The organism is Siccibacter colletis (genome assembly GCF_000696575.1).
Taxonomy (GTDB): domain Bacteria; phylum Pseudomonadota; class Gammaproteobacteria; order Enterobacterales; family Enterobacteriaceae; genus Siccibacter; species Siccibacter colletis.
In genome coordinates, this window is the sequence record NZ_JMSQ01000015.1 from 1 (window position 1) to 26,818 (window position 26,818).

Below are 26,818 nucleotides of genomic sequence, written 5' to 3' on the forward strand. Positions count from 1 at the left end.
GGCCCCTTTGTTTTTCAGGAGGCCCAATGGCCGGATTAACCAGAGAGCAGCGCGCTCAGCGTGAAGCGGAAAAGCTTGCAGCTCAGCAGGCCGCTGATAAAAACCCTGCCCAGCAGGAACAGCAGCAGGAACAGCAGCAGGAACAGCAGCAGGAACAGCAGCAGGAACAGCAGCAGGAACAGCAGCAGGAACAGCAGCAGGAACAGCAGGGTGTTGAGCTGGTGGTCATGGTCCGTGACACTCCAGAATTCCATGGCGGCCCGCTACGTGCAGATGTTCATCCTGATGAAGTGGATAATTGGCTGGCGCTGGACTGGCGTCTGGAGGAGTAACCATGCTGGTTGCCGATCCTCATTCGCCTGATTTCAACAGCTACGTCAGCGTAGTTGACCTGCGCGCGTTCGCGACCGGGCGCGGGTATACCGTACCTGCCGATGACGGCGAGTGCGGCCAGATGTTGATGCAGGCAATGGACTATCTGGAAGGAAAGAGCTGGCGCGGGCAGCGAGCCAGTACATTGCAGCCCCTGTCGTGGCCGCGCTCGGGCGTACGTTTCGATGGCGTTGATCTACCGGCTGACACCATCCCGCAGCGCCTGGTTGATGCGCAATGCCGCCTGGCTATCGAGTCGCAGGAGATTGACCTCACGCCGTCGGTCTCCGGTGGCGGCGCGGTCATAGCTGAGAGCGTACAGGGGGCCGTCTCTGTACAGTACGAGCCGGGAACGAATAAGGCCACTCCAACATTCCCCTGGTTCTATTCCTCGCTGCGTGGGCTTGTGGTGGGCGGCAACCAGGTCCGGATCGAAAGGGGGTAGCATGGCAATCGACTATCGCCGCATGCGCGCTACGGCAACGCGGCTGCTGACGGAGAACGGCAAAGCCTACCAACTGACTCGCGGAGGTACTACCACCCGCGATCAGTACGGGAAAGAGGTTATCACCGAGCCTATTACAGCGTCCGTTACCGGCGTTATCACCGAATACTCCACGCGTGAAATCGACGGTTCACTGGTTGCTACGGGCGATAAGAAACTGGCGGCCACGTTTGAAACGGAAGTGCGAATCGGCGATCACATCGAAATTGACGGTAAGACGTGGCGGGTGGTGCAGCCTAATCCCATAAAGCCGGCAGATGTGCTTATCTCCTACAACATTCAGCTGAGGACCTGAGTATGACCAGTTCTGCAAACCAGCCGTTTCTGGCTGCCATTCAACTGGTTGTGGAGGGTTCAAAGCAGGAGATGGACCAGGTTGTGCGCCGGACAGGTATCAAGATTCTCGGTCGGCTGGTGGATATGTCGCCCGTCGGGCAGCCGGAAATATGGCAGATGAACCAGACGGCGTCGGCTTACAACACCGCGGTGCGGGAGCACAACGCGGCGTTACGTGAGGATCCGGCCAATCTCACCAGAGCCGGGCGGCTTAGGCGCGGTCTGCGCGTCAACGACTCAATGGACATCAAAAAGCCAGGGGGTTATGTCGGCGGTCGGTTCAAGAATAACTGGTATGTGGGGTTCGATAGCCAGCCGACAGAGACGAACGATACGCCGGATGCCTCCGGTCAGGGCTCTAATTCCCGCGGACTGGCGGTACTCGAGGTATTCAGAGTCGGGCAGGTGGACACTATTTACTTCACCAATAACCTACCATATGCCCAGGCGCTGGAGAACGGGCACTCAAATCAGGCTCCGGGAGGAATGGTAGGGCTGACAGCTATTGATGCGGCCCAGTATTTTCGCGAAGCGATGAGCGAGGTGCGCAATGGTCGGTGACCAGTCTATGCGAATTGTTGAACTGCTGGAGAGCCGGGTAGCAGTTATCGCTGCGTCGCTCGGCTTGCCTGTCGCCTGGCCTAACATCACGTTTGACCCGCCTGATGCCACATACGCCCGGATTTATGTTTTGCCGGCGCAGACAATAGGCCAGGACCTTGCCGGTCAGATGCGCACCTACCAGGGGATCCTACAGGCAAACATCATCGTTCCTGCTGGGTCAGGTGTTACCCAGGCGAGAGGGCTGGCCCAGTCCATCGCCGATGCCTTTCCGGAGGGATTACCGCTGGTGGAAGCTGACCTGACGGTATATATCAACGGGCCGCCGCAGGTGCGCCAGCCTGTACAGGACCGACCAACCTCTGCGCCTAACGGTTCCAGCGGATCCATAACCTACACCATCCCCGTCAGCATGCAGTACCGCGCTGATTACTGACCCGCCGCCCGGCGGGTTTTTTCTTATCCAAATTCAGGAGAGTGCTATGGCATTCGCAATCCCTAACGGCTCGCGTGTGAACGTGGCCAGAACCTATCAGGCTCCTATTACCTTTACCGCAGCCTCCAACGCGACGGAATGCGAACTGACCGTTGCATCGGCAGTCGGCATCCAGGCAGGGGATGTTGTCCAGGTGAGTTCCGGGTGGCTTAAACTCGACAATATGGTGCTGCGAGTTAAATCCGTAACCGGCACTAAGATCGTGCTGGAGGAGTTCGATACCAGCGACGCTACTAAATTCCCGGCCGGTACCGGTGCGGGCACGCTGCGAAAAATTGACTCGTGGATCACCATGCCGCAGGTAATGACTCTGTCCACTGAGGGCGGCGACCAGCAGACCATCAGTGTACAGTTCCTGGAGGATGATAAGGCCCGTACTATCCCGACGTTTAAAAACGCTGTCGTTCAGGTCTACACCTTCGCCCATGACCCGCAACTGGCCATCTATAAGCGTCTTATCGTTCTGGACGATTCCAGCGACACCACAGCGGTCTGGTTCCATAATCCCCGCGGTAAAGCGGATCGTTATTACTCTGCCAAAGTGTCGTTCCAGCGCGTGCCACGCACTGAAATTAACGCCGTAGAGAGCAACGAGGCACGCATGAGCTTCGAATCGGACATGCAGATTTACCCGATCGTCGATTCTTCCGTGCTGCCACTGGCGTTCCTGTCTGATCTCCCGGCGACTCAATCCGTCGATGCAGGTGACGCCCTGGATTTAGCGGTCGTAATGCAGGGCGGCTCGGCGCCTTACACCTACGTGTGGAAGAAGGACGGCGCGGCCATCGCGGGCAAAACCTCCTCGACGCTGAACATCCCGGCTGTTACGTCCGGCGATGCTGGCGTTTACACCTGCGAAGTCACCGATGCCACAGGCAAGATCATCACCTCGGCTGCGTGCACCGTCACGGTCAGCTAACCAGCCGGGCTCTTTCCACTACATAAATGAACCCGCTCCGGCGGGTTTTTCTTTACCAAGGAACCGAAATGACCAAGTTTTCCCTTATCCCGAACCCAACCTTTTCAGTGACCGCAAGCATCCCGCGCGCCGGCGCAGAGGACGGCAAGCTAACCCTCACTTTCCGCCATAAGACGCTGGATGAGCTGCGCGCCATGGACGATAAGCTGCAAAAGGCCGCAGAAAGTAAAAAGCTCGCTATCGAGCCTCAGGCTGACTACTTCCTGGAAATCGTTGAGGGCTGGGCACTGCCGGACGATTTTAATCGTGAAAACGTGATCGTACTTCTCAAGAACTACCCGCGCGCGTTCGATAGCATCGGCCTGGCCTACACCAAAGAGCTGATGGGGATGCGCGAAAAAAACTGAGGCAGGTCGCCGCAGCGTTGTATACGCCAGGGCCGACTCTCGCGGAGTTAGCCGCTTTTGGTTTAACGCCTGAGGACGTGGAGGAGGAAGTGTGGATCCTGCCGTCGGTATGGAAGTCCTTCACCATCTTTTCCTCACTGGCGACCCAGTGGCGTGTCGGCGCGAGCGGGGCGACCGGCCTTGATTACAACGTTCTCCCCTGGATGTTCGATTTGCACGGGGTTGAGGATGCGGCGGCCTGCATGGCTGACCTTCAGATTATGGAAAGCGAGGCTCTCAAGGTAATGCATAAGGAGACGAAATAATGACTGACCAGATCGCCTCGATTACTTTGCGGGCCGATGTTTCCGACCTAAAGACAGCCAGCAATGAACTGGATAAACTCGGCCAGGCCGCGGCTGGGGCAGTTGAAAAAGCAGATGATCTTAACAGTGTGTTCCGCGCTGGTGCTGAATCTGCGAAGCAGGGCAGTGAAGGGCTCAAGGAGCAGCAGACCGCCCTCAAGGGGCTGTTAGAGAATATTGACCCGGTAAACAAGGCGCTGAACCGGCTGGATGAACAGCAGGCCGCGCTGAGAAACTTCCAGACCAAAGGCTTCCTGGATACCGATGATTTTCAGCACTACAACAAAATTCTCGACGAGACCCGACTAAAGCTGACCGATACCGGCGAGGCCGCAGCGCGCGCCCAGGCCGAACTGGCAGCAACCCAGGCCGCTGAAAAACAGTCTGCCGCGCTGAAGAACCTGCTGGGCTCCATCGACCCGACGATCCGCGCATTCAACTCTCTTGATGAACAGCATGCACAGCTGGTGGCTCATCTCGAGGCTGGACGCATCAACGGAGCTCAGTTCGAGCACTACAACGCAATCCTGAACCAGACGCGTGAGCGTCTCTCAAGCGTCGCTGACGTACTGCCTGAAGCGTTATCACGCCAGGAGGCAGCGGCCCGACGCGCCGGTATCTCCGTGGGCCAGTACAGCGCCGCCATGCGCACGCTCCCGGCCCAGTTTACGGATATTGCTACGCAGCTGGCGGGCGGTCAGTCTCCCTTCCTGATTCTGCTGCAGCAGGGCGGCCAGATCAAAGACCAGTTCGGCGGTGTAAAAGGGGCAATCTCTGGGGTAACGTCCTACATTACCGGACTGTTAGGGCTTTTGAATCCGGTGACTATTGGTCTGGCTGCCGTTGCCGGCGGTTTCGCGTACGTGGCATATCAGGCATACGAAAACAATAAGCAGGTCTCTGCGTTAAACCAGGCTTTGGCCAAGACTGGCAACATCTCAGGAAAAAGTGCAGAAGGCTTGCAATCACTTTCCCGTCAGTTAGCCTCTGCCAGGGATGTCAGTAAGTCCGCAGCCGTTGATGTTGTTACTAAAGCTACGGCTATGGGGGCATCAGCAGACCAGATAGCTCAGTTTTCTAATACAGCCCTGCTGATGTCCAAAACAACCGGGCAAAGTGTCGATGAACTACTGAAACAGTTTGAACGTATTGGTAAGGATCCAGTTCAGGCGCTTATTGGCCTGAACGAGCAATATCACTTCGCTACCTTAGCTTTGTATGAGCAAGTGAAAGCTCTGACAGATGCAGGCGATACTGCTGGTGCGACTAAGGCTATCATCGACCAGCTCGCAAACTCTCAAAAGAGTTTTGGTGATGCTTCCGTTTCTTCACTTCGACTCACCGGGGGCTGGTGGGATGACCTAATCGACAAGGTCGGTAAATACAAGCTTTCGCTGGATGATCTGAAAGCCACCCCAACTGTCGGGCTTAAGGAACAGGGAATCCGCACAGGTGGGAGTGAGCTGCCCGGATGGGATTATGTGACCCGTGAAGCAGCAAAGCCCCAGATTCCTACTGTTGAGGTTACGAAGGCTGGCCTACAGCAGTTAATCAGCCTTCAACAAGAAAACTCAGCCAAAGCCAAGCAGTTCAATGATGAGCAACTTAAATTTCGTCTGCAGATGAATGCCAGCGAAAAATCGTTGGCAACTAACGCTCAAAAGAGAACTGAAGAAGCCGAGAAATACGCCAAAGCTGTGAAGGCGGGTTATATAACTCAGATGGAGGCTGACAGGCATCTCGCGCAATTTAACGAGCGCTACAAGGACCCCAAAACACCTAAAACGCCATCGGTTAAGGTTGATGATGGTGAACGCACAGTTGAAACCTACCAGGCTCAGGCCAGGACGTTAACTGAAACTCTCGAGACCCTACGCAAGACCGGGGAGACTCAGGCCAAAAATACAGAACTCAGCAAGCAGCAATCACGCTTTGCCGAGCTCGACCAGGCTGCAAAAACTCGAGCCTTAACGACTCAGGAAAACGCTCTGCTTGCCAGCCGTGAAGCTATTCTGAATGCCGCAAAAGTGGTGGACCATAAGAATAAAGAAATTGAGGCTCAGCAGAAGATTAATGGCCTGGCGCAGCAGGCTAATAAATACGTGACGCAGATGTCGGAAAAGGCAGATGCATTGCGTGGTAGCGCGGGCCTCAGTGGTCGTCAGGCTCAGCGTATGCGCGAAGAGGCACAGCTCCGGCAAGGGTGGATAAATAGCGGAGGAAAGCTCGATGACGCTGGCTATGAAAAGGAGCTCAAGGCATTAAAAAATTATTACTCTGAAGAGGACCGACTGCGAAGCGACTGGAAGGCCGGAGCAAAAAACGGTTGGAATGAATACCTGGAAGTCGCCACCAATACCTACAGCGCGGTGAATAATGTTGCCAGTTCAGCACTAAATGGTTTATCTGGCATGCTGACAGATCTGATGATTACGGGTAAAGCCTCAATCAAATCATTCGGCATGTCGATGCTAAAGATGATCGCGGAGGTCGTAAACCGGCTCCTGGTTGCTCATGCGGTGCAGGCGGCTATGGGGTGGATTAGCGGCGGCAGCGGCAGTAGCGGGGGGAGTACACCAGGCGGAGCTTATACGAATGCAGCTGCAGGGGTTACTTTCAATGCTAAAGGCGGGGTATATGATTCGCCCGGGCTTAGTAAGTATGTGAATGGTGTCTACGACTCACCTCAGTATTTTACCTTCCAGGGCGCATCGAAGTTTGCGAAAGGGGGCGTGTTTGCTGAAGCCGGTGCAGAAGCAATAATGCCTCTGACGCGTGACTCTGCAGGCCGTCTCGGAGTGAGAGCTCAGGGTGGAGGGGGAGTAGCTCCCGTCATTAACACTACTGTTAACGTTGACGCTGGTGGTTCGGCAACGGCCCACACGTCCAGTTCTGGCGATGCAATGGGGCGCGCGCTAGCTGATGAGATGCAGAATGCCGCATTGCAAGTGGTACAACGGCACCTTAAGCCTGGCGGCATGATCTACAACTTCACTAAAGGCCGATAGAGTTTGCCTCATCCCTTGGTTATCATATGCCAAAGCAAGTGAATCAACGGGATGATGATGTGATTGGCAAGGCTGGTGGTGATGAAACACCTAAGGCTAGCATCTACAGGTGCGAACCTGAATGATGGACTATTCGTCTGATGAACCACTGATGATGCTAGCTCAAGAATTGGTTGTTCCAAACCGGAATGTGTCCACTTCAGAAGTAGGCTTCTTCATTTTGCGATAGGCTGCATATCATAAATATCATCATCAATAATTGCCTTGATGAGATAACCCCTTCCTGCATCGTTAGTTAAAACGGCCACTGTTGGTGCATAAGCGTAGTGATAGTTATATGTCTGGCATGAGAGCACCCAGCCATTTTGTAGCTTGATCTTTTTATCATATTCACACCCCTCAAAATCCCCATCGACACGGGTGATTGCGGTAACGGTATAACCTTCAAGCTCACTAAAATCATCGGCATCAAGAGCGAGGGCTGGGGCAGATAGCGAAATGAAAATTGTTGCCGCAAGAATGTAATTCATTTTTTCCCTTACCAGTTTAGTGGGCGGACCGAAAGTAATGAGTATTAAAAGCTTCCTTGATTTTGCCAAAAGCAAGGGCATGTTCCTAATGCTGCTTGACTAATTCACATATCTACTGGCGAATCACCTTGCCTGATAGCTATGTTTACCTATATATAGCCTCGCTATTTATGGGGAATAATCATTCAAGCAATTAGGGGCCTCAGCAGTCTAGATTATCTAATAATAGACTTGCATCGCATAACTTTTTATACGGATAATGATACTCTATCTATTTGAATTAACTGATTATTGAGGGTGGAATGGCGTCTATTAAAGTTACTGCGTTGTGGGTTGAGGATGGGAAATCCAGTATTTCCTTTGTCTCTCCTGTTCTTGATGATAAGAAGCTTAATTATGACAGCGATGCTTTTGGCTATGGCTGTGTCGAAAATCACGAACAATCAGGTATCAAGCGATATCCTTTCGTCATGGAAGATTTTGGCGATGGGCTTGCGCTGCTGGATTGGGGGTCAACCATCGAGAAAAATACAGCCACGCTTGATGTGCTTGATAGACCTCTGAGCGTAGGTGGCATCATTACCTATAACGAAACTGATGAAGACGGTGCTCAGCACGGCCCATATTCTTACCGTATTTCTTCGGTCGAACCATTCGCGTAACTAATTTTTTTATTAATGTAACCCAGCTCCGGCTGGGTTTTTTTATGGAGCAAATATGATGGTTGAAACTTACAACTGGTCCTCCCAACTTGGCGCTGGGCCCATTGAATACAGCCAATCGGTACGGACGGCACAGTTCGGGGATGGTTACGAGCAAGTGTCCGATAACGGTATCAACTCCACTGCTATCCAGGTTCCGATGAAGCATACCGGCACCGAGACCGAGGTGGATAGAATCCGTAATTTCCTCCTGGCGCATACAGTAAAAGCGTTCATTATCACGCCGCCCGGCGAAGTTAAGGGGCTTTATCGCGTGGTAGCCGACTCGGTGCGCAAGAACCAGATTAGCAGCAAGTTCGCCGAGCTAACTTTCACTATTAAGCGTGCTTACGGCGCCTATGCCTGAGGTCACTAATGACAGCTTTAATTGATACTGCCGCCATGCTGTCACCGGGTGGCACTATTCGTCTGGTTGAAGTGGATGCCTCAGAATTCAGCGGCGGGATCCACCGTTTTCACTATTCACCTTTCCCGCACTCGCCGGCTGAAATAGATGCGGCGCAGGGCGACGAAAACAAACTGGGGCCGAAATCGATCGTATTCGGTGGTGAGGTTTATGACTACTGGCCGTTTCAGATAACTGGCCTTTCGCTCTCAACTGATCAGGCGGCAGAACCATCGCTAAGCGTCTCAAACCTTGATGGGCATATCACAGCACTTTGCCTGCAGTTCAAAGATATGGTGAACGCCAAGGTGAGCATCATCGACACCTACGCGGTTTATCTGGATGCGGTGAACTTCCCTGAAGGAGTCAATTCCACTGCCGATCCAACGATGTTCACGCGTCAGACTTTCTGGCTCGATACGAAAACATCTGAGGACGACGAGGTCGTTTCTTGGTCCCTCAGCAGTCCGGCAGATCTGCAGAACCAGGTGATCCCTACAAGGCAAATTACCTCATTGTGTGAATGGGCACTGCGCGGGCAATACCGAAGTGGAGACGGGTGCACCTATAACGGCAAGGCGTACTTTGACGCCAAGGGCAATTCTGTTAGCGATCCAGCCCTCGATGTCTGCGGTGGCTGTCTTAGCGATTGCCGAAAGCGCTTTAGCGCCGGGTTGGCTGAACCTAACGCAGCAATCCTCGATTTTGGTGGCTTCCCAGCAACGGTTCTTTTTACCCGATAAACGGACGCATCAATGAACAAAATTATTATGACGGCTATCCGCGCGCATGCGCTGGAGGAGTCTCCACACGAGAGCTGCGGCTTCGTCATTCAGTCAGGCCGTCGGCAGCTCTATATCCCCATACCCAACACACATGAAAACCCCTCCGAACATTTTCGCATTGATGGTCAATACTGGGCGAACGCCGAAGATACCGGCACTATTATCCGTGTCATTCATTCCCATCCAGGCGACGGTGCCCGGCCTATTCCATCCGATCTGGATCGCCAGCAGTGCAACAACTCAGGTGTAATTTGGGGCATTTATGCCCCAGATTGCGATGAATACGCCGAAATCATGCCCGACGCGGTGCCGCTTATTGGCCGCCCGTTTATCCTCGGTTCCCACGACTGCTGGGGACTCATCATGGACTGGCACGCCATTCAGGGCGTCATGCTGAACGATTTCCGAGTGGATTACCCGTGGTGGGAAAGCCAATACCTGGATGATCTCTATTTCGAAAATTGGGAAAAAGAAGGCTTTATCGAGTGCGATCCCGCGCCCGGTTGCATGGTCATCATGCAGGTTGAATCTGCCAAATGGAATCACGCGGGAATAATTACCGAAGAAGGTGATCTTCTGCACCACCTGTACGGGCAGCCATCCTGCATCACGCCGTATACACGCGGCTATTTCAAAGACCGAACGATGATTTGCGTTCGCCACAAAGACCTGCCACGGGAGTTAAAGCTATGGCGCGTTTAACCACAATACGTCTTTACGGCGCGCTGGGCGCCCGGTTTGGGCGCGTTCACAAGTTGGCTGTTCAAACGTCTGCCGAAGCGGTAAAAGCCTTGTGCATCAATTTTGACGGGCTGGAAGATTACCTGATGAACGCCAAGAAAAACGGCATGACATTCGCGGTGTTTCGTGGGAAACGCAACATCGATGTCCAGGATTTTAAGGATTTGGCAGGCGATAGCGACATTCGAATTGCGCCTGTTATGGAAGGGGCTAAGAAGGCGGGCATGTTTCAGACCATTTTGGGTGCGGTAATGGTGGTTGCCGGCGTAATTGTAGGGGTAGCAACCGGCTGGACCGGTGTCGGCCTGACGTTTGGTGCGGGACTTATCATGTCGGGTGCGTCAATGATGGCTGGTGGTATCTATCAGATGCTTTCACCCCAACCTAAAGGGCTACAGGGGCGAGAAGACCCTGACAACAAGCCGAGCTATGCTTTCGGTGGCACAGTCAATACCCTGGCAATGGGCAATCCGGTAGCGCTGCTCTATGGCGAGCGCGAAATCGGTGGCGCCATCATCAGCGCGGGGATCGTGGCCGAGGACATCTGAAGCCTTTTCACTTTTCAATTAGCACCCAATCGGGTGCTTTTTTTATGGAAGCAATATGGCAACGATTACTGGTGCAAAGGGCGGCAGCCAGAAGCAGCACACGCCCGTAGAACAGCCGGATAGTGCCCAATCAATGGCTCGCTGCCGCATGCTGCTGGCGCTCGGGGAAGGTGAATTTGCTGGTGGTCTGGATGCGACCCGCATTTTTCTCGACGGCACACCGCTGGGCAATGCCGACGGTTCAATGAACTTTGAGAGCGTCTCTTGGGACTTTCGTCCGGGTACACAGACCCAGACGCCGATCCCCGGCTTCCCCGCCGTAGAAAATGAAACCACGATTGGTGTATCGCTGACAAAAGCTACTCCATGGACCCGCGCGCTAAGCAATACCCAGATCGATGCGGTGCTCGTGCGCATTGGCATCCCTGGCCTGCAGCAGCAAGAAAAGGACGCCGATATTGTTGGCTCCTCAGTCAAATATCATATTGATCTGGCCGTTGATGGGGGCGCTTACTCAACAGTCATGACTAAAACTGTGACGCAGAAGCTCAGTTCGCTTTATGAACTGACCCACCGTATCAATCTTCCTAAAGCCAGCACCGGCTGGCAGATACGGGTGGTACGTGATACCGCTGACAGCGCCAGCCAGCTGCTGCAGAATAAAACTCAGGTACAGGCTATTACTGAAGTGATAGATGCACGCTTGCGCTATCCGCATACGGCACTCCTGTATGTGTCGTTCAATGCCAAGTCGTTCAACAATATCCCGAAGATTTCCTGCAAGCCGAAGGGGCGCATCATCCACATCCCTTCAAATTACGATCCAATAGCTCGTACCTATAGCGGGACCTGGAACGGCACGTTCAAGTGGGGATGGTCGAACAACCCGGCCTGGATCTGGTTCGACGTTCTGACCGAGCCGCGTTTTGGACTTGGTCGCCGGGTCACTGCGGATATGCTGGATAAGTGGGAGCTCTACCGTATTGCTCAGCGTTGTGACCAGAAGGTGCCCGATGGTAAAGGCGGCAGCGGTACAGAGCCGCGCTTCATGTTTGACGTATACATTCAGTCGCAGGCTGACGCCTGGCAGGTAATCAAGGACATCGCTGCTGGCTTCAACGGCATGACATTCTGGGGCAACAACATGTTTAACGTTGTCTCTGACATGCCGGCGGACACGTCGAAACTGCAGATCCTTACCCGCGCCTCGGTGGTTGGGAAACCGGTCTACTCGAGCGGCAGTGAAAAGACCCGCTTCTCCAGTGCACTGATCAACTTCAGCGACCCGGACAACCATTATCAAGACCGCACCACGGCAGTGATGTTCCCGGATCTGGTAAAGCAGTTTAAGTTCAAGCAGACGCAAATTACTGCGATCGGCTGTACGCGCGAGAGCGAGGCGCAGCGGCGCGGCGGATGGGCGGTTTATTCCAACTCCCTCGACCGTATCATCACTCTACAGACTGGACTTGATGGCTTTGTCTACGTGCCGGGAACGGTGTTTGCTTTCGCCGATGAGCGCCTGTCGGGACGCGTATACGGCGGGCGCATTACCGGGTACAACGCAGGGCTTAAAGCTGTGAGTACCGATCGCGGCACCAGCGCGGTTGCGGGCGATACGCTGATGATCCGCACGAAGGGCGGCACCGTTGAAAGTCGGGTGATTCAGGCCGTAAACGGCACGCAGCTGATCGTGTCTTCTCCGTTCACTTCCTCACCTCTCCCGAATGCCATATTCGTGATTGATGCTGGCCAGTTGCGCCTGCAGTACTTCCGGGTTACAAATCTGACTTTCAACGATGAAGAAAACACGTTCACCATTACCGGTGCCGAATACAACGCTTCGAAATATGATGCAGTTGATAACAACGCCCGACTGGACACGCCGCCGATCAGCCTGATTCCGACAGGGATCGTAAATCAGCCCACCAATATTATCGTGTCTAGCTATGATGCGGTTCGCCAAGGCCAGCGCGTGGCTACTCTCACTGCCTCCTGGAATGCGCCTCTGGACATTAATGGCAAGCCACAGGCGGATGTGATTGCTTATCAGGCGCAATGGAAGCGAGGCGATAACGAATGGATAAATCTGCCGGAGACGGGCCTTCGTAATGTCGAAGTGTCTGGTATTTTCGAGGGCGATTACCTGGTGCGTGTCCGCGCCATCAATACCGGCGGCGCATCCAGCCTCTGGGCAACGTCCACTTTAACGCACCTGAAGGGCCGTCAGGGAGAAGTGCCTGTGCCAGTGGGACTTCGAACCAGCCCAATAAATTGGGGGATCCAGATCGACTGGGCTTTTCCAGCAGATACTGGAGATACCCTCCAAACAGAACTCCAATATTCCCTTAACGGTAACGGTGATGACGCTATGTTATTGGCCGGGGTTCCATATCCGCAGCATAGCTATGTCCAGCTTGGCCTGAGAGCCGGGCAGGAGTTCTGGTACCGGGCGCGGCTGGTGGACCGAATCGGTAACCAGTCCGATTGGACTGCTTGGGTCAGAGGGATGGCCAACGATAACGCCGATGATTACCTGGGCGACATCGCCGGCGATTTCCTGACATCGCAGGACGGGGAGCGCCTGACCAGCAGCCTTGATAACAGCATTGAGGCGGCGCTGCAGAACGCGCTTGCCAATAATGCCACAGTGGATCACCAGTGGCGGCAGCTGGGCGAGGTGCGGGCAGAAATACTGACGGTTAAAACCACAATCGCAGAAGTCGATAAGGGGCTTGCGGATCTGGAAACGGATGTCCGGGCACAGATAGGCGATGTTTCCGCTCAGGTGCAGGAGAAACTTACCGCCCTGGTGGATTCCAACGGCTCATCGGCAATCCACACGCTGAAAGTTGGCGTGAAGATTAACAATATCGAATATCTGGCGGGCATGTCTGTTGCGGCCATCGCAGAGGCCGGGAAGCCTGTGGCCACGCGGGTTGCGTTCAACGCTAATCAGTTCGTGCTGATGAGCGGGAGCGGCACCACGCAGTATTCACCGTTCGCCGTGGTCAACGGCCAGGTGTTTATCAGTTCGGCCTTCATTCAGGACGGCACAATAACCAACGCCAAAATTGGGAACTTCATCCAGTCGAATAATTTCGTTTCCGGCTCACAGGGCTGGCGGCTTGATAAAAACGGCACGCTGGAAATTAACGGTGTGGCCGGCGGCGGCAGGATGATTATCACCAGCACGCTCGTGCGCATCTTCGACAGCAATAACGTGTTACGACTCAGAATGGGGCTGTGGTAATGGCACAAGGGCTGCAATGCTGGGACGCGCAGGGACGAGTGGCAGTGGATCTGACTGACTACAACCTGCGTTTTATGGGGAGCATAACGGTGACGTTAGGCCCGACAGAGACCTCCAAAAATGTTGCCTTCAGTGGTGCCACTCAAAGTGGCACGGTGGTGGTCATTACGTCAGCCTCTCTCAGGAACCCGAATGAGTATTTTTGCCGCGCATACAATGGGGGCTTTAATGCTTTTTTAATGCATGGTTCAACCGGGGGGCTTTCAAATACATTAACCATTGAGGTATATAATTTCGAATGAGCGGGTTTGAAGTTTATAACGAAGATGGCAAGTTACTCATTGACTCCGAAAACCGGTCAACGATGTTTTACGATTCGCGAGCCATGACGAATATAACTGACCGGGGGTTTTATCGGATTAACAGTCCATTCGGTGATGGGAGCACGCTGGGGTATTCTCCCCAGGCATTCTGGAATGATGGCCGCTTGCGATGGCTTCAGTTTAATGCCGGTCGATATGGGTTTCCCGGCGCGGATATTGTTGAGCAAAACTGCGGCAGGATGATCCGGACGGCGCGTAATATCCCTGTTGACAGCGGATACATGGATGTTTTCGACAGAAACGGGAATCTTGTCTGGAGTGCGCTTTCTGCCTCACGTATGCCGCGCATTGTGAAATTCTTTGACGTGCCTGCCGGGTTCGACTTCCAGAATAACATCATCTCCATGCCGCTGGATTTTAACCCGTGGATACTGGTCAATAACTGCCCCGGCAACCTCAGCTACGGCGGTGATGAAAACCTTATTCTTGGTTACTCCGGGATTGTCTTTCGCTGGACAGGCTCGCAATTGCAGGGGCGCTACATCACTCTGAAGCAGAAAACATGGGCGGAGACATTCCAGAGCAGGGGGCTCCGAATCCCCCTGGCTCAGTTTGTCGGCATCTGAAACTCTGGCGTGCGCTGCGGCTGTGTGGCAATCATGTTATATGCTGGCGTGCGGGGTGCGTTGAAAAGATAGGTGATGTTTCTCGTACCCTTCTTTCCATAACACAAACTATTAACGCGGTTTTTAACATGCCGGGAAAATATGCCATTGCTTGTGTCGCTGATTAATTTCAGGGAATGTTTATCACAGTTCAGCTCTGCAACCAGTTTTCCTGAAAGGGATAGTCTTGATGCTTCCACAGGATAATCCATCACGAAATTATAAGGGCGTTCAGTGGATGAACAACCTGAAATTAATGCCACGGGGATTATTGCAATTAGTAATATTCTGCGCACGGTAATTTACTCGCTTATTTAGGATTCACAGAATTATATCAATTCATAAACCTCACTCTGATATTTGATTATCAATTCCACAAAACACACCGCTCAGGCGGGCTATTTATTATCAGGAGATTGCCATGTCGGCAGGAACTCTCGCGCTTACGAACAAATCTGACGCCGTAAAAGGGACTGGCACCACCTTCACTGCAATGAAGGCCGGTGACTTTATTGTGATGAGTATCGGCGGCACACCCTACACGCTGACGGTCAAATCTATCACCAGCGATACGCAGCTGACGCTCATCAGTAAGTTCACCGGGCCAACGCAAAGCGGACTGGCCTGGAGTGAAGTGCCGCGCGAAGCGCAAAGCCTCATTACGGCGGCGCTGGCAACGCAAACAGTCGAAGCGCTGCGCGGGCAGAACCTGGACAAAGATAACTGGCAGCAGGTTTTCAGCGTGAGCGATGACATCACGGTAACGCTGAAGGATGGCTCTCAGTTCACCGGCCCCAGCTGGCTGAAGATTGTTGATTTGCTTAAGACAGTGGACCTGGCACAGGCGCAGAAAATTGCAGACCAGATCCGGCAGTCACAAAATGCCGTGGCCGCTGACAAAGCCACCGTGGCAGCGGACCGGGGCGTTGTTGAGAGTAAGACCGCAGAAGCAGCCGCATCAGCGCAGGCAGCCGCTCAGCATGAACAAGCCGCATCGGACAGCGCCGGCACGGCGAGCCAGAAAGCCACTGATGCCACCGCCGAGGCAGAACGGGCAGAGCGGGCGGCCGACGATGCAGAAATACGCGGCGCAGAGCAAGTTGGCCTCGCCACCGCGCAGGCTGACCGTGCTAAAGAGGAAGCAGACCGTGCCGCCGCGTCGAACCCGGCAAACGCGCTGCTTAAAGCCGAGAACCTAGCTGATGTTGAAAATAAGGCGCAGGCACTGCAAAACTTGCTGGATGAAAAGCCGCTGCCACTAAGTGCCCCGGCGGTAAACCCTAACGACGCCGTGACGTTGCAGCAGGCGCAGAACATGGGCGGGGCAACAGGTCCGACGCAAACCGGCGTAATGAATTTCTGTATTGGCGCAAAGCGCCTGCATGACAGCCGTAACTACATTCCGCAGTATGAAGTGGCGGCAGATGGTCAGTTGCTCAACCGCGAGGACTGGCCTGATCTTTGGGCTTACGCGCAGATGATTGGTGTCATCACGGATTCGGTGTGGCGCGGCGACGTAGGGCAGCGCGCGAAGTATTCCGATGGTGATGGTGCAGTTACCTTCCGCGTACCGGACTTTAACGGCGTCCAGAAGGATGGGGTTAACGGCTTTGCTGGCGATGACTCCATTAAAAGTCTGTATGGTCGCGGCGATGGAGGCGCTGGCGGTGCCGGAAGCATTCACATGGACGGCGCACCTAACGCAACTGGTACCGTTTCTGCATCCCCTCCGCTTAGTTCTAACACAATGAACGGGGCAGGGGTGTTCAGGCAAAGCTCAGTTTCAAATACATCGTCAATCCTTGAGGGCACCGCTAAACCAAGATTCGGTATAGTTTCATTTAGCCTTAACGATTCCAATCCGATTTATGGGCGTAGCCCGTTTGAAATTCGTACTCGCGCTTTTGTCGGCGTCTGGGTAATCCGTGCTTCCGGCGCGTTCGTCGCCGCGAATACATCATTCGGTGTCATGAACAGCTACGCAGCCGGCCAGCCAGCAAACTCTTTGCTGGAAGGTGGGCGCGTGCAGTCTGAAATTCGCGTTGAAGGCGCAGTGAGCGCTAAAGCGGCGCTGGTGGCGAAGCAGCGTGTCGGTGGCGAAGCATGGGCAGCTATTGAAATAACGGACGCCAGCGGCTCGCAGCAGACTGTAAAAACCATTGATATACCAAACCTTAATGGGGCTACTTTTGTGACAAACCTTTCACAGGGATATGTCAGCGCCTGGGTGTGGTTTGATGGCCGTTCATCAGGCGCTAATAATGCACTTCCCATTATGGGGAGCCACAATATTTCATCGGTCGCGTACCTGGGCGGAGGTATCTACCAGATCAACTTCGGCAGGCCTATGGCGGACACTAATTATGGCGTTGCGGGCATGATAGCTCATGGTGCCAGCGACTCTGCAGGTGCTGTCATTGAAGAAATAAATGTTCGATCGGTGAATGGCGTCAGGGTTAAAACCCGCGTAGCCGGAGACGGTCGCGACTGGTCTAACTCAGTAGCCACAACGGTAGCCATCTTTGGTAAGGGAGCAATTTAATGAAGATTATTTATCAGTCAGAGTATGGCGTAGCCGTTTTATCACCCGCAGATTGCGGACTTACTGTCCTGGAAATCGGTCAGAAAGACGTGCCGGCAGGTCTGCCATTCTGGTTAGTTAATGAAGCCGTTCTGCCGCTGGATATTCCCCAGGAAGCCTGGGAGTTGGACGAGGCTGCACTGGGTGAGCCGAGCGGCATTGGCGGAACGTATCGTGAGGTAGCGGGCAATGATTAAAATCAATCAGGACAAGCTGGCAGAAATTAAGGCGGAGGAAATTCGCGCCGAGCGTGACCGCCGGATCGCCGAGTGTGACTGGGCAATGATGCCGGACGCGCCCACGGATAAAGAGGCGTGGGCGGCTTACCGCCAGGCGCTTCGCGATGTTCCACAGCAACATACGTTTCCGCTTGATCCAGTCTGGCCCAGCGCACCGACCAGCGCTGAGAAGTGAATGATACTCCCAGCCCTGTAAAAGCTGATTAATGTCCGCTTTGAGCGAAAAGCGGACGCCCGCATAGCGTAAACAGGCGTCCGATATTTTGAAGTGGGTAGATTAATTAACCCGCTTCCCCGTTTCGTCAATGACCTTCTCGCCATCCTCTTTGGTAAACGCTCCTTTCTGGCCTTCCGGTAGAATATCCAGCACTATTTCTGAAGGGCGGCAAAGACGAGTGCCAAGCGGCGTAACGACAATCGGCCGATTAATCAGGATCGGATGTTGAAGCATGAAATCAATCAACTGCTCATCACTAAATTTCTCTTCATTAAGACCCAGGTGTTCATAAGGCTCAACATTCTTACGCAGTAATGCACGCACCGTAATTCCCATATCTGAAATAAGATTAATCAGCTCATCACGGGTCGGTGGCGTATCGAGATAATGAATTATCATCGGTTCGTTGCCGCTGTTACGGATCATCTCCAGCGTGTTGCGTGAGGTGCCACAGGCCGGGTTGTGATAGATGGTAATATTGCTCATATCAGTATCTCATTACAAAGTGACAGAGAGCCGCCACGCCAGAGCGGCCAGGGTGACAAAAAGCACGGGCACAGTCATGACAATGCCGGTACGGAAGTAATATCCCCAGGTGATCGTCATATTTTTCCGGGCAAGCACATGCAGCCACAGCAGGGTTGCCAGACTGCCTATCGGGGTGATTTTCGGGCCTAAATCACAGCCAATCACATTGGCATAAATCATTGCCTCTTTGACGACGCCAGTCGCCGTACTACCGTCAATCGACAGCGCGCCAATCAGCACCGTCGGCATATTGTTCATCACTGATGAGAGAAATGCCGTCAGGAAGCCGGTGCCGAACGTCGCTGCCCATAACCCCTTGTCTGCCAGCAGATTCAGCACACCAGACAGGTACTCCGTGAGCCCTGCATTGCGCAGGCCATAGACCACGAGGTACATGCCCAGCGAGAAAATAACGATCTGCCATGGCGCACCGCGCAGGACTTTCCCGGTGTTGATGGCATGGCCTCGTTTCGCCACCACAAACAGCACTGCTGCGCCAGCCGCCGCTATTGCACTGACCGGGATCCCCAGCGGCTCCAGAACAAAGAAACCGACAAGCAGCAATAACAGGACAATCCAGCCCGCCCTGAAGGTTGCCGGATCCTTGATTGCACTGGAAGGCTTCTTCAGCAGCGAAACGTCATACGTTGCCGGAATATCCCTGCGGAAGAAGAAATGCAGCATGATCAGCGTGGCCGCAATCGCTGCCGCATCCACGGGGATCATAACGGAAGCGTACTGCGTAAAGCCCAGACCGAAGAAGTCCGCCGAGACGATATTAACCAGGTTAGAAACAATGAGCGGCAGGCTGGCCGTATCTGCAATAAATCCTGCAGCCATGACAAAGGCCAGTGTCGTGCCCTGGCTGAACCCCAGTGCGAGCAGCATCGCAATCACAATCGGCGTCAGGATCAGCGCGGCGCCGTCATTGGCAAACAACGCAGCAACAGCGGCACCGAGCAAGACTATCCAGGTGAACAGCAGGCGGCCACGTCCGTTACCCCAGCGGGAGACGTGCAGTGCGGCCCATTCAAAGAAGCCGGACTCATCGAGCAGCAGGCTGATGATGATGACCGCAATAAATGCCGCTGTCGCGTTCCAGACGATATTCCAGACAACGGGAATATCAGCGACATGGATGACACCGGCTCCCAGCGCCAGCACAGCGCCGATACTCGCGCTCCAGCCAATACTCAGGCCTCCGGGTTGCCAGATCACCAGTACCAGCGTCAGAAAAAATATACTCCCTGCCAAAAGCATCTCAGACTCCATCATATATGATTATGTAAATATGTTTTCCTACCTCAGCAGGAGGTGCAGGCTGATTTATCCAGCCATTCACGCACATCCTCCCGCATACACTGCCAGGACGTTGTGATTGTCTCAGCTGCCCACGCCGGTATGTGGGGTGACAGACGATAGTGGATCCATTTGCCTTCACGACGGTCAAGAACCAGCCCAGCATCGCGAAGGATAGCCATATGTCGCGAGATTTTTGGCTGCGATTCGGAGGTGGCCGCGCAGATATCGCAGACGCACAGTTCACCGGACTCCCGGAGAAGCATGACGATGGCAAGCCGTGTTTCATCCGAGAGGATTTTGAAAAGCTGAACAGGTTGTAGCATTTATCACTCCGTTCCCTTTAGAATACATATATGTTAAATCATATGTATCAATTTTAAAATCACCTGTTCTCTCCGGAGGAGAAAAATGGAACAATTTCCTGCCCTGAACACCGAATGCTTTGATCAACACATCACGGAACGCCTGCACCTGCAGGAGCCGCCACGGATTCTGATCCTGTATGGCTCAGTAAGAGAGCGCTCCTACAGCCGTTTTGCCGCGGAAGAAGCTGGTCGCCTGCTGACGGCGATGGGCGCGGAGGTAAAACTCTTTAACCCCTCCGGTTTACCCCTGCCGGATGATGCGCCGGACACGCACCCTAAAGTCACCGAGCTACGCGGCCTGGTCAGATGGTGTGACGGGATGGTGTGGAGTTCTCCGGAACGGCACGGGGCTATGAGCGCAGTTATGAAGGCGCAGATTGACTGGATACCCTTAAGTGAAGGCGCGGTTCGTCCTTCGCAGGGCAAAACACTTGCGGTAATGCAGGTCTGCGGTGGTTCCCAGTCCTTCAATGCAGTGAACCAGATGCGTATTCTGGGCCGCTGGATGCGGATGTTTACGATCCCCAACCAGTCTTCCGTAGCCAAGGCATGGCAAGAGTTCGACGAAAACGGCCGAATGAAACCTTCGTCATGGTATGACCGCATCGTCGATGTAGCCGAGGAGCTGTTTAAAATCACACTGCTGCTTAAGGGACAAACCGGTTATCTTGCGGATCGTTACAGCGAGCGAAAAGAGAGCCATCAGGAGCTTTCATCCCGTGTCAATCAGGACAAAATATAACGTCTGTTCTTCGTGAATCCATACTGCATGAGCCTAACAACGTCCGCTATTGGCACAGAGCAGATGTTCAACACTTTTTTTAGCGGTGCGTCATCAGGCGAGTGCCCAGGTGCTGAATTATGATGTGTTAATGTCCGCTTTGAGCGAAAAGCGGACCCATAAGCGTTTCTCATGAATGATATTACTGCTGTTGTTCTTCGATGAGAGCAACTCCAAACCACAGACCAGGCATCATTTTTTCAAGGCCTTCGGTCAGCATCTTCCCGGCATCGTGAAGCGCCTCCAGCGGCATCTGCGGCAGACTCTCAAGAATAAACCACATTTGCTGAGCTTCCACGCCTAAGCGGGTTCTGATCCCCTGTCGCCAGTTCCAGCGACGGCAGGTCACGCCGGTATCATCACACCAGATAACCTCGCCTTGTGAAGGATATTCAACGGCGCTCTCCCCCTCTTTAACAGTATCAAAAGGCTCGGTGCCTTTTGCTACAGTCAGACGCGGAGGCCCCTGATAGGCAGAGATATTCTCCCCGCCAACCGGAACGGCGTAGCGGAGGCTAACGGCATTATAAAGATCAACGATGGGATCGAGTGACGGCATCGTTCCGTCACGTAATACGCGCTTACGTAAAGCATCCGCTGAGCAAGGGGTGCGTTTAGGTTTAGCACCAAATTTCTGAAAAACGTCGGCCCATGCGGTCAGATGAGTTTCAGCCCATTGAGGTTCACCAGCCAGAACCGCTTCACAGGCTTCCCGCAGCGCCGTTTCTCCAGTATCTGGGTTAAGCACTGGCGCAGCTTTTACGAAGATACTGAGTGCCCGAAAACCGGGAGCAATGCGGTAAATTTCAGGGGTAATTGACGGAGAGACTGTTAACACGAGATAATCCTGTAATGACCAATTTATTATATGATAATGACCAGTGACCAAAAAAGTCAATTTAATGACCGATGTGAGTTCTATCGTCAGCACCGTGAATGAAGCCGTATCTCAGCGGATTAAGCTGTATCGTAAGCAAAAGAAAATATCACTCGATGAACTTTCCCGTCGGACGGGCGTAAGCAAAGGAGCGCTAGTTGAGATTGAGGGATGCCGTGCAAATCCCAGCATAGCCCTGTTATGCCGCCTGGCTGCCGCGATGGGCGTTTCGGTGGCTGATTTTGTGGATGTCAGCGCCAAACCGACCGTGCATCTCATTGCTGAAGATGAGATCCCGGAGTTGTGGAAAGGTGAGAAGGGTGGGCGCGCAAGGTTGCTGGCAGGGTCGGGTGGCCCTGATATGACCGAGCTCTGGATGTGGGAAATGCTGCCGGGGGAGAAGTTTGCTTCCCCTGGCCACACGGAAGGAACGCTGGAGCTATTTTATGTTAAAGAGGGCACGCTTACTCTGGGTGTACAGGACCATCTGTATCTTGTAAAGATGGGGTGTTCGGCAACGGCCAGAACGGACGTTCCTCATTTCTATGAGAACTGTGGAGAAAGCCCATTGGTTTTCATCATGACAGTACATGAAAAAGCATCCTGAGTGTGGCGCAATATAGAAACCAGCCCTCAGCATTATGGCTTGTCTCATCACAACTGAGTGCAAAAGGATACCTTCAGTGAATAATCAGCATCTGAGTTTTACAAAGGATAAGTTTACTGTCACAACCGATCCTGGCTTTTTTCAGCTGGAAGCCATTCACAGTTACCTCTCGCAATCGTCCTGGGCTCCTGATATTGATGCTGAAACGGTTAGAATATCCGTCCAGAACAGCCTTTGCTTTGCGCTTCTTGATGGAACAAAACAAATCGGCTTCGCCCGTCTGGTCACAGACTATGCCACGTTTGGTTATTTGTGCGACGTCTACGTGCTGAACGATTATCAGAAAAGTGGCCTCGGTCGTTGGCTGATTGAATGCTGTCACGCCCATCCGTTAATGTCACGCCTGCGACGGATAATGCTGGTCACCGACAGCGCGCCCTGGCTGTATCAGAAACTTGGGTATCACCCGTCGAACCGACCAGACTTTGTCTGGCAAATCAATCGACCAGACATTTATCGTAAAAACGAAGGTAAATAACTACCTTTCGGAGAGTAATGACAAATGTCACTCCGTAGGGCTGCCACCTCTGCTCAAGAAGAATTTGCCATATTCACGAAACAAACTTTGCGACGTCCGCTCCTCGCACAAAGCTGTCGGGCGTTATTTTCGGCGATAGACATCCACGCCAAGCCCACCGGCGCGCACTGAAATGTTAGGCCGCTTCGTATCGATTCCCTTCATTAGTAAAGCCACTGTATATGAATACAGTAATAATTTAGGAGGCTAATATGGGCAGAATAAGTGAAATAGGCTTTGCCTTCGACGCAGCGATAAGAATTGTAGCTTACCTTAACATCCCGAACTCCACTCGTCGGATACTCGAATAGAGTGGCAAGAGTTTGATCTTGAAAGAGCGTAACGGTAAGTGTTGGGATGTTAATTAATGGGTGAATTTGGAGTTAACTTGATGATTTGAAAAGGATAAATCGGGGTGGGACGTAAACAGGAATCGTTTTCGGTCTTTTTTTATCTGTTGCCTGAGGCCTTTCCAGTACGGAGGGCGCTTCCCGTAAACCCATTCCGAACGGCCACCGGCTGCGATAAACCATACCATATACCGCGGTGTATGCGTCCAGGGATTTTTCAGCTGAATGTTAAATTTCTTTCTCCGGCGATTTCCCGGATAACCGCGCCGCGCTTCGCTCAGGCGTTATTCCCGCAAGACCCAGCCCCAGCACACAGAACGCTATTAGCGCCGTCGCTGCGCCCGCATCGTTATACAGTAGCCCGAACAGCATCGATCCGATGACCTGACCCACCGCCAGCATAAAGAACGCCAGCCCCACGCCGGACGCAGGCGCATCAGGCGCGGCGTTGGCCCCGTGCACCAGCAGCACCCCGGAAAGCGTAATGTAACCCGCCCCGCACAGGGCCACCGCCGGGATCAGCCAGCCGTTAAAGCCCTGAGTAAAGGCCAGCGCCAGCAGCGGGAGCGCCATTGCCAGTTGGGCAACGCGATAGATGCCCGTCAGGCCGAAGCGCGCCGCTGCCGGGCCGGTGAAAACGCCAAGCACGCCGGCCCCGCCGCTCACCAGCCACAGCAAGCTGGCCGCCTGGTCATCTACCCGCACATGTTGACGCAGTACCTCGGGGCCGAAGCTCCACCAGGCGGCGCTGGCGATACCGCTGACCAGGGCAATCGTCGCCAGACGGCGCATCACCGGCTGACGCAACCGGGAAATAATCCCGGCGTCAGGCGAGGCGGGCGTATCGCTGCGTCCGGGTAGCCAGCGCAGGAGTGGGATCAGGCAGAGCAGGGCGATAACGGCGAACACCACGCACGCGCTGCGCCAGCCGCCGGGGAGCAGCATCAGCACCGGCACGGAGAGGATAATTCCGCCGCCGGTGCCGGCATTGATCACCGTATTGACCTGCGGCTGACGGGCAGCACTGATGCAGCGGCTAACCGCCGCAGCAAGCGAGGGGGAGGCGAGGCCGGAGCTGAGTCCGGCGATAAACAGCCCGGCGGCCAGCATTCCTGGTGAGGCGGCGCTGGCAAGCAGCAGCAGTCCGGCGGCGGCGAACAGCGTTGCCGTGATGCCGGTCAGGCGCGGGCCAAAACGAGCCGTTACCCGGGAAGCGCTCAGCGAGGCGAGACAGAAAGCCACAAAGCTGCACGCGGCGATAATCCCGGCAATACGCGGGGAGAAAGGGACGTCCTGCGCGATGTCCGGCAGCATCAGCCCCCAGGAGAAACGTGCCAGGCCATAGGTGACGGCAATCAGCAAGAAGCCGGTGAGGCTCAGGGCGAGATCATTTCTCATGGTCTTCTCCGCTATGGCGCAGCACCAGCGCAGCGGTGGCAGCCGCCTGGTGCGCGGCATGCGGGCCAACGATCAGCCCGGCGGTGATAGCGCCCTCAAACAGCATCCAGACTGCGTCCCTGGCGGCGGCTACCGGGATACAGGCGCTAAGGTAGCGGCGCAGCCCATAGCGAAAATCGAGGGCGTGAGCAGAGAGACGCGCATCCTGCTGGGCATATTCCCCCCAGACCTTGAGAAAAAAGCAGCCTTCGGCACCCTGCACCTGCATCCAGTGCGCCAGCACGGCAAACAGATGCGGGATGGCGTGCGGATTATCAGGCGGCAGCAGATCGGCGAAAAAACGCTGCTGGCGGGCATCCATCACGGCTTCGGTGAGATGGTCGCGGGACGGGAAGTAGCGGTAAAAGGTGCGCGTCGATACCCCGGCCTCGCGGCAGAGTACGTCGGTGCTGGTGGCGTGAAAGCCGTTGGCGTAGAACAGCCGCTCAGCGGCGTTGAGAATGTCTTGTCGTTTGTCCATTCATTAAAAGTAAACCGATCGTTTTACTTTGGCAAAAAATAGCCAAAAAAAAGCCGCTCCAGTGAGCGGCCTGACCGGTGCGGTATTTACTTCTGGATCAGAAAACGCAGCACCGGCCCGTCCTGCTGAATGTCCAGCACGGTATAGCCGTGATTGCGGGCATCCTGAGGAATGTTATTGATCGACTGGGCGCAGTCGCTGATCACTTCGAGGATTTCGCCGCGCGCCAGCTGCGGCATCTGCTCCAGCATGGCAACAGCGGGGTAGGGGCAGGATTCCCCCTGCATATCCAGACGGTAATCGGGTACGTGTGTGGTCATACTGGCTCCTTGAGAGTCTGAAGAGAGTTACGGCGGCGGAAGAAGTATTTCTCCCAGCCCGCAATCAGCAGCAGGGCGGTAAGCAACAGCCCATAGGTCATCAACAGCCCGCCCAGCGGGCCAAAGGTGTTCAGCAGATTGACTTTATCCCAGCCGGTGGCAAGCGAGGGTGCGAGGTCGTCCCAGTAGTACGCCAGCAGCGTAGAGCCAATCACGTTCCCCAGACCAACCCACCAGAAGTGTACCTGGCCCTCTACTGCGCGGTACATCCAGCCGGTTTCACATCCGCCGGCCAGTACAATACCAAAGCCAAACAGCAGGCCGCCGATGACGGCGTTAGGGCCAGCCCACATAATTTTTGCTTCCACGCCGAGCTGCACATAGCTGTAGATGCCAATGGCGCTGACCGCCATACCGAACACGATCGCCTTTGCCATATGGGTGCGCCCGGTGATCCACATGTCGCGGAAGGCCGAGGTGAAGCAGATCTGAGCGCGCTCAATAAGCAGCCCGAAACCGACGCCGCACAGCATCGCCAGCCCGAGCTTCGGTTGCTGGAACGCGGTGAGCAGCGCCCAGCCAACGATGGCGACGAACACCGCGATGCCCAGCCGGAAGCGGCGGCGAGCGCGATCGACCTGCTGCGTTGGCGACGAGGCAGCGGAGACTTTTTCCAGCTTCACCGGCAGGCGAAACATCGGCAGCAGGGTAAAGCGTGCGCCAAACCAGGTACCGACCGCGGTCGCGACGGCAAAAAACCACGCGTGCAGCGAGAACTGCGGAATGCCGGTGAAGAACGCGGCGAGGTTGCAGCCCATTGCCAGACGGGCGCCGAAGCCGGCAATAATGCCACCGACTACCGCCTGGGCGATGCGGATCCGGCTGCGGGGCAGGCGCAGCTTAACGTTGTTGGCCCACAGCGCCGCAGCAAAACAGCCGCCGAACATGCCGATGATCATCATGCCGTCGATGCGGGTCAGCGGGCTGCCTTCGAGATGAATGAGTTTGAAATAGCCCCACTCCCCCGTATGCACGCCGGCCAGCTGCAGCAGCTGTCCACCCCAGCGGGTAAACTCGCCGGTGACGGCCCAGAAGGTACCGGTCAGACCAAAATAGTAAGTAGAGAGAACGCCAGCGGCGATAACAGCGGGCATGGGAGCCCAGAATTTGATCAAATACGTGTGTTTAAAATAGTGCCATGACATGCGGATAGCCTCTGAACTCAGAAGGATCTACTGCGCCATTACCTGACGCGG

Annotated in this window: 33 protein-coding genes; 22 read left to right on the forward strand and 11 right to left on the reverse strand. The window is 54.4% G+C overall.

Annotated elements, in window-relative coordinates:
• Positions 1 to 35 precede the first annotated feature (35 nt).
• Positions 36 to 254 carry a hypothetical protein gene (locus tag ET34_RS22700; RefSeq protein WP_031523390.1) on the reverse strand — a complete coding sequence of 73 codons (219 nt, stop codon included), beginning with the start codon at positions 252 to 254 and terminating at the stop codon, positions 36 to 38.
• Between the two features lie 80 nt (positions 255 to 334).
• Between ET34_RS22700 and ET34_RS0114975 the strand changes: the two genes are divergently transcribed.
• The 8 genes from ET34_RS0114975 (at position 335) to ET34_RS0115015 (ending at position 6,948) form a co-directional block, all read left to right on the forward strand.
• Entirely contained in the window at positions 335 to 817 is a 483-nt protein-coding gene (locus tag ET34_RS0114975; RefSeq protein ID WP_031523392.1) for a DnaT-like ssDNA-binding protein, read from the forward strand.
• 1 nt (position 818) lies between these two features.
• Complete coding sequence (locus ET34_RS0114980; protein WP_031523394.1) at positions 819 to 1,172, forward strand: hypothetical protein; 354 nt, start codon at positions 819 to 821, stop codon at positions 1,170 to 1,172.
• Positions 1,173 to 1,174: 2 nt separating this feature from the next.
• Positions 1,175 to 1,774, forward strand: coding sequence for a hypothetical protein (locus ET34_RS0114985; RefSeq protein WP_031523396.1), 600 nt, complete (start codon positions 1,175 to 1,177; stop codon positions 1,772 to 1,774).
• 7 nt (positions 1,775 to 1,781) lie between these two features.
• Positions 1,782 to 2,210, forward strand: coding sequence for a phage tail terminator-like protein (locus tag ET34_RS0114990; RefSeq protein WP_236633877.1), 429 nt, complete (start codon positions 1,782 to 1,784; stop codon positions 2,208 to 2,210).
• Positions 2,211 to 2,256: 46 nt separating this feature from the next.
• Positions 2,257 to 3,189 carry a phage tail tube protein gene (locus ET34_RS21040; protein WP_035891506.1) on the forward strand — a complete coding sequence of 311 codons (933 nt, stop codon included), beginning with the start codon at positions 2,257 to 2,259 and terminating at the stop codon, positions 3,187 to 3,189.
• A gap of 68 nt (positions 3,190 to 3,257) precedes the next feature.
• A complete protein-coding gene (locus tag ET34_RS0115005) occupies positions 3,258 to 3,596 on the forward strand; it encodes a phage tail assembly chaperone (protein ID WP_031523399.1) in 339 nt (112 codons plus the stop codon).
• Between the two features lie 17 nt (positions 3,597 to 3,613).
• The gene (locus ET34_RS0115010) at positions 3,614 to 3,901 is read left to right on the forward strand and encodes a DUF1799 domain-containing protein (protein ID WP_031523400.1); all 288 of its coding nucleotides are present in this window, start codon (positions 3,614 to 3,616) and stop codon (positions 3,899 to 3,901) included.
• On the forward strand, positions 3,901 to 6,948 hold the full coding sequence (locus ET34_RS0115015; protein ID WP_031523401.1) for a phage tail tape measure protein: 3,048 nt from the start codon (positions 3,901 to 3,903) through the stop codon (positions 6,946 to 6,948). Before ET34_RS0115010 ends, ET34_RS0115015 begins: the two co-directional genes overlap by 1 nt.
• Positions 6,949 to 7,163: 215 nt before the next feature.
• Here the strand turns inward: ET34_RS0115015 and ET34_RS0115020 are convergent, their stop codons facing one another.
• The gene (locus ET34_RS0115020; RefSeq protein ID WP_152548401.1) at positions 7,164 to 7,478 is read right to left on the reverse strand and encodes a hypothetical protein; all 315 of its coding nucleotides are present in this window, start codon (positions 7,476 to 7,478) and stop codon (positions 7,164 to 7,166) included.
• A 302-nt stretch (positions 7,479 to 7,780) separates the two neighbouring features.
• Between ET34_RS0115020 and ET34_RS0115025 the strand changes: the two genes are divergently transcribed.
• Genes ET34_RS0115025 through ET34_RS0115060 form a run of 8 tightly spaced genes read left to right on the forward strand, consistent with a single transcriptional unit; the run spans position 7,781 to position 14,861 of the window.
• Positions 7,781 to 8,140: a hypothetical protein gene (locus ET34_RS0115025; RefSeq protein ID WP_031523403.1), complete on the forward strand. Its 360-nt coding sequence runs from the start codon at positions 7,781 to 7,783 to the stop codon at positions 8,138 to 8,140.
• 55 nt (positions 8,141 to 8,195) lie between these two features.
• Entirely contained in the window at positions 8,196 to 8,546 is a 351-nt protein-coding gene (locus ET34_RS0115030; RefSeq protein WP_031523404.1) for a phage tail protein, read from the forward strand.
• A gap of 8 nt (positions 8,547 to 8,554) precedes the next feature.
• Positions 8,555 to 9,328 (forward strand): phage minor tail protein L, encoded by a 774-nt coding sequence (locus ET34_RS0115035; RefSeq protein ID WP_031523405.1) that lies wholly within the window; start codon positions 8,555 to 8,557, stop codon positions 9,326 to 9,328.
• 12 nt (positions 9,329 to 9,340) lie between these two features.
• Entirely contained in the window at positions 9,341 to 10,072 is a 732-nt protein-coding gene (locus ET34_RS0115040; protein ID WP_031523407.1) for a C40 family peptidase, read from the forward strand.
• Positions 10,060 to 10,659 (forward strand): tail assembly protein, encoded by a 600-nt coding sequence (locus tag ET34_RS0115045; RefSeq protein WP_031523409.1) that lies wholly within the window; start codon positions 10,060 to 10,062, stop codon positions 10,657 to 10,659. Before ET34_RS0115040 ends, ET34_RS0115045 begins: the two co-directional genes overlap by 13 nt.
• 55 nt (positions 10,660 to 10,714) lie before the next feature.
• Entirely contained in the window at positions 10,715 to 13,912 is a 3,198-nt protein-coding gene (locus ET34_RS0115050; protein ID WP_031523411.1) for a TipJ family phage tail tip protein, read from the forward strand.
• Complete coding sequence (locus ET34_RS0115055) at positions 13,912 to 14,214, forward strand: hypothetical protein (RefSeq protein ID WP_236633880.1); 303 nt, start codon at positions 13,912 to 13,914, stop codon at positions 14,212 to 14,214. Before ET34_RS0115050 ends, ET34_RS0115055 begins: the two co-directional genes overlap by 1 nt.
• Positions 14,211 to 14,861 (forward strand): hypothetical protein, encoded by a 651-nt coding sequence (locus tag ET34_RS0115060; protein ID WP_031523415.1) that lies wholly within the window; start codon positions 14,211 to 14,213, stop codon positions 14,859 to 14,861. The genes ET34_RS0115055 and ET34_RS0115060 overlap by 4 nt, the downstream gene beginning before the upstream one ends.
• Here the strand turns inward: ET34_RS0115060 and ET34_RS22580 are convergent.
• Positions 14,843 to 15,100 carry a hypothetical protein gene (locus ET34_RS22580; protein ID WP_152548402.1) on the reverse strand — a complete coding sequence of 86 codons (258 nt, stop codon included), beginning with the start codon at positions 15,098 to 15,100 and terminating at the stop codon, positions 14,843 to 14,845. The two genes, ET34_RS0115060 and ET34_RS22580, sit on opposite strands and share 19 nt — an antisense overlap.
• A gap of 221 nt (positions 15,101 to 15,321) precedes the next feature.
• Here ET34_RS22580 and ET34_RS23215 point away from each other — a divergent pair, with 221 nt between their 5' ends.
• Genes ET34_RS23215 through ET34_RS0115075 form a run of 3 tightly spaced genes read left to right on the forward strand, consistent with a single transcriptional unit; the run spans position 15,322 to position 17,895 of the window.
• Positions 15,322 to 17,442: a hypothetical protein gene (locus ET34_RS23215; protein WP_051640551.1), complete on the forward strand. Its 2,121-nt coding sequence runs from the start codon at positions 15,322 to 15,324 to the stop codon at positions 17,440 to 17,442.
• Positions 17,442 to 17,678, forward strand: a complete 237-nt coding sequence (locus ET34_RS0115070; protein ID WP_051640552.1) for a hypothetical protein — start codon at positions 17,442 to 17,444, stop codon at positions 17,676 to 17,678. Before ET34_RS23215 ends, ET34_RS0115070 begins: the two co-directional genes overlap by 1 nt.
• The gene (locus tag ET34_RS0115075) at positions 17,671 to 17,895 is read left to right on the forward strand and encodes a tail fiber assembly protein (protein ID WP_031523421.1); all 225 of its coding nucleotides are present in this window, start codon (positions 17,671 to 17,673) and stop codon (positions 17,893 to 17,895) included. Before ET34_RS0115070 ends, ET34_RS0115075 begins: the two co-directional genes overlap by 8 nt.
• Before the next feature lie 102 nt (positions 17,896 to 17,997).
• Here ET34_RS0115075 and arsC read toward each other — a convergent pair whose 3' ends face one another.
• The 3 genes from arsC to ET34_RS21975 are packed head-to-tail and all read right to left on the reverse strand — an operon-like array spanning position 17,998 to position 20,090.
• Positions 17,998 to 18,423 carry a glutaredoxin-dependent arsenate reductase gene (gene arsC / locus ET34_RS0115080; RefSeq protein WP_031523422.1) on the reverse strand — a complete coding sequence of 142 codons (426 nt, stop codon included), beginning with the start codon at positions 18,421 to 18,423 and terminating at the stop codon, positions 17,998 to 18,000.
• Positions 18,424 to 18,435: 12 nt separating this feature from the next.
• Positions 18,436 to 19,725: an arsenic transporter gene (locus tag ET34_RS0115085; RefSeq protein ID WP_031523424.1), complete on the reverse strand. Its 1,290-nt coding sequence runs from the start codon at positions 19,723 to 19,725 to the stop codon at positions 18,436 to 18,438.
• A 44-nt stretch (positions 19,726 to 19,769) separates the two neighbouring features.
• Positions 19,770 to 20,090: a transcriptional regulator gene (locus tag ET34_RS21975; RefSeq protein WP_072002037.1), complete on the reverse strand. Its 321-nt coding sequence runs from the start codon at positions 20,088 to 20,090 to the stop codon at positions 19,770 to 19,772.
• A gap of 85 nt (positions 20,091 to 20,175) precedes the next feature.
• Here ET34_RS21975 and arsH point away from each other — a divergent pair, with 85 nt between their 5' ends.
• Positions 20,176 to 20,874 (forward strand): arsenical resistance protein ArsH, encoded by a 699-nt coding sequence (gene arsH / locus ET34_RS0115095; RefSeq protein ID WP_031523426.1) that lies wholly within the window; start codon positions 20,176 to 20,178, stop codon positions 20,872 to 20,874.
• A gap of 181 nt (positions 20,875 to 21,055) precedes the next feature.
• On the opposite strand, the gene ET34_RS0115100 is transcribed toward arsH, so the two are convergent.
• Entirely contained in the window at positions 21,056 to 21,751 is a 696-nt protein-coding gene (locus ET34_RS0115100; RefSeq protein ID WP_031523428.1) for a B3/B4 domain-containing protein, read from the reverse strand.
• A 43-nt stretch (positions 21,752 to 21,794) separates the two neighbouring features.
• On the opposite strand from ET34_RS0115100, the gene ET34_RS0115105 reads away from it, so the two are divergent.
• Both ET34_RS0115105 and ET34_RS21980 read left to right on the forward strand, forming a co-directional pair.
• Positions 21,795 to 22,397, forward strand: a complete 603-nt coding sequence (locus ET34_RS0115105; protein WP_031523430.1) for a helix-turn-helix domain-containing protein — start codon at positions 21,795 to 21,797, stop codon at positions 22,395 to 22,397.
• A gap of 76 nt (positions 22,398 to 22,473) precedes the next feature.
• Positions 22,474 to 22,935 carry a GNAT family N-acetyltransferase gene (locus ET34_RS21980; RefSeq protein WP_072002038.1) on the forward strand — a complete coding sequence of 154 codons (462 nt, stop codon included), beginning with the start codon at positions 22,474 to 22,476 and terminating at the stop codon, positions 22,933 to 22,935.
• Between the two features lie 617 nt (positions 22,936 to 23,552).
• Here ET34_RS21980 and ET34_RS0115115 read toward each other — a convergent pair.
• From ET34_RS0115115 to yedE, 4 genes are all read right to left on the reverse strand, one after another.
• Positions 23,553 to 24,722: an MFS transporter gene (locus ET34_RS0115115; RefSeq protein WP_031523433.1), complete on the reverse strand. Its 1,170-nt coding sequence runs from the start codon at positions 24,720 to 24,722 to the stop codon at positions 23,553 to 23,555.
• A complete protein-coding gene (locus ET34_RS0115120) occupies positions 24,712 to 25,242 on the reverse strand; it encodes a TetR/AcrR family transcriptional regulator (RefSeq protein ID WP_031523435.1) in 531 nt (176 codons plus the stop codon). Before ET34_RS0115120 ends, ET34_RS0115115 begins: the two co-directional genes overlap by 11 nt.
• An 86-nt stretch (positions 25,243 to 25,328) precedes the next feature.
• Positions 25,329 to 25,562, reverse strand: coding sequence for a sulfurtransferase-like selenium metabolism protein YedF (gene yedF, locus ET34_RS0115125; protein WP_031523437.1), 234 nt, complete (start codon positions 25,560 to 25,562; stop codon positions 25,329 to 25,331).
• Entirely contained in the window at positions 25,559 to 26,767 is a 1,209-nt protein-coding gene (yedE, locus tag ET34_RS0115130; protein WP_031523439.1) for a selenium metabolism membrane protein YedE/FdhT, read from the reverse strand. Before yedE ends, yedF begins: the two co-directional genes overlap by 4 nt.
• Between the last annotated feature and the right edge of the window lie 51 nt (positions 26,768 to 26,818).